Source organism: Jiangella rhizosphaerae (assembly GCF_003579925.1).
GTDB lineage: Bacteria > Actinomycetota > Actinomycetes > Jiangellales > Jiangellaceae > Jiangella > Jiangella rhizosphaerae.
This window is the reverse complement of sequence record NZ_QUAL01000270.1, coordinates 1-2,162: the sequence shown is the minus strand read 5'-3', so window position 1 is coordinate 2,162 and position 2,162 is coordinate 1. Positions and strand designations below refer to the sequence as shown.

2 protein-coding genes are annotated in these 2,162 nt (G+C 73.5%); both read left to right on the top strand.

Annotation, left to right across the window (positions count from 1 at the left end):
• Positions 1–341 precede the first annotated feature (341 nt).
• Entirely contained in the window at positions 342–1,238 is an 897-nt protein-coding gene (locus tag DY240_RS23125) for a hypothetical protein (RefSeq protein ID WP_119662121.1), read from the top strand.
• Positions 1,239–1,271: 33 nt separating this feature from the next.
• Positions 1,272–2,162: sigma-70 family RNA polymerase sigma factor (locus DY240_RS23120; protein ID WP_119662120.1), on the top strand; the 891-nt coding region annotated here is incomplete at its 3' end.

The following is a 2,162-nucleotide window of genomic DNA, read 5'->3' as shown; positions in this document are numbered from 1 at the left end:
CGGACGCCGTGCCGGGCACCGCGGGCTCGCCCAGCGGAAGCGGCGCGCCGTCCGGCCGCACGCCGGGCACACCGTCGGGCGGCGTGGCCTGCTGACCGGCCGCGGCGGCTTGCGCGAGCCGCTGGCGCACGTCGGTCAACCAGCGGGTCAGTCGCACCATGCGGTCCGGCACAGGGTCAGCCTGACATACGCACCCGCTGGCTCGGACGGTGTGGTCGGGGCGGCGGGGAAATTCGTCGCCGGACCCGCGTCATGATCCGGCGTGGCCGCCGTCGTGGTGGGTGCAAGGCGGAAGGTTGCAGGGTCGGACGAAGCGTGCGCGAGAACGGGGAGTTCCGAGGATGACGATGTTCGAACACGGCGAGTTCCCGGCGACATCGTTGCTGGCCGCCTGGCTGGACCGGCCGGTGCCGGCGAGCGCGCGCGACGACGGCCCGGCCCCACGGACGAGCCGGGCGGAGGCGGGCGGGGAAGGCACTCAGCCGCCTGATGACGCGCGGCGTGCGGAGAGCTGTGAGTTGCCTCCGCCCGGCGTCGAGGCGGTCGTCGACGCGTTGACCGCCGATCGGCCCGACCCGGAGGACGTCGCGCACGGGCTGACGGTGTTCGCCTGGGAGCGCGCCGCCACCGGCGACCTCACGTGCGTGCTGGACGAGCTGGACGAGCTGTGGGACGTGCTCGAGGCGTCCGCCGGCGCGCCGCTCCCCCGCGAGGCCGCGCGGCACCGGCTGGTCGACGCGTGGGTCGACGCGGTCGCCGCCGAGCGCGGCTCGCCGGGTGTCGATCCGCTGTCCGGGCTGCACACCGTCGGCTACCTCTACGGGCGGGTGCAGGAGCTCGACCGGCTCTCCGGGATCGAGCCGATGGCGCTGGTGCTGCTCGTCATGCGGTGGGACCCGGCGGACGGTCCGTGGCGGCGCATCGCGCGGGTCCTCCAGGCCGCGTCGGCGCTGCGTTCGCGCGTCCGTCCGGAGGCCACGCTGAGCCAGGTCGGCACCACGATGGCGCTGGCCCTGGTGCCCGACGATGCGCAGGCACGGGTCGAGCGGATCGCCTTGACGAAGGCGGTCGAAACCGGTGAACTGAGCACAGCACATGTGCGGGTCGACGTGTTCGCTGTCCCGGACTCCAGAGCACGATTGCCTGAACTCGTGACTGGGCTGCTTGGGGGGGCTAATGTCGATCATCAGATCAAGCCGCCCAGGTTCCGTCGTTCGGGGAGTGGTTCCCTGGACTGAGCTGCCTGGGTGTAACCGGGATAGCGAGAACAGGTGACGATTCCAGCAGACGCCGCCAGCGACGAGCAGCTCATCGCGCGCACGCGCGAAGGCGACATGGGCGCCTACGACGAGCTGTACCGCCGCCATGTCGACGACGCCTCCAAGGTCGCCCGCATCGTCACCAACAACAGCGACGAGGCTCAGGACGTCGTCGCCGAGGCGTTCACCCGGGTGCTCACCCGGCTGCGCGAGGGCGGCGGTCCCGACCTCGAGTTCGCGCCCTACCTGAAGACGGTCGTGCGTCGTCTGGCCATCGACCGCCACCGCAGCTCCCAGCGCGACGGCTCGCAGACCGACCCGTCCATCCTCGACATCCTGCCGACCGCCGACGACGCCATGGCCCGCTCCACCGACCGCCAGCTGGTGCGGCACGCGTTCGAGACGCTGCCCGAGCGCTGGCAGCAGGTGCTGTGGCACACCGAGATCGAGGGCCGGTCGCCGGCGTCGCTGGCGCCGGCACTGGGCAGTTCGGCCAACGCCGTCGCCGCGCTCGCCTACCGCGCCCGCGAGGGCCTGCGGCAGGCCTACCTCGCGGTGAACCTGTCCGCCGAGGTCCAGCCCGAGTGCCGTCCGTACGCGCCGAAGATCGCGTCGTACGTGCGCGGCACGCTGTCGGCGCACGACACCCGCGAGATGAGCGCCCACCTCGCCACCTGTGCCCACTGCCGCGAGCGGCGCGACGAGCTGCTGCTGCTCGTGTCCGACATGCGGGGCATCCTTTGGCCGGCCCTGCTGCTCCCGGCCTCCGGGGTCGCCGCCGGTGCGGCGGCGGCCGCTGGCGCGGGCGCCGCGGGTGGCGGCGTGCTGGCGTTCCTGTCGCCGGCGAACTGGGGCAAGCAGGCCCGGCAGTTCGCCGCCGCCGGTGGCGCCGCAGCCGCCGCG

Excerpts from the sequence above, each read along its gene's own strand:
- DY240_RS23125 (WP_119662121.1), top strand. The coding sequence starts at position 342 with ATGACGATGTTCGAACACGGCGAGTTCCCGGCGACATCGTTGCTGGCC.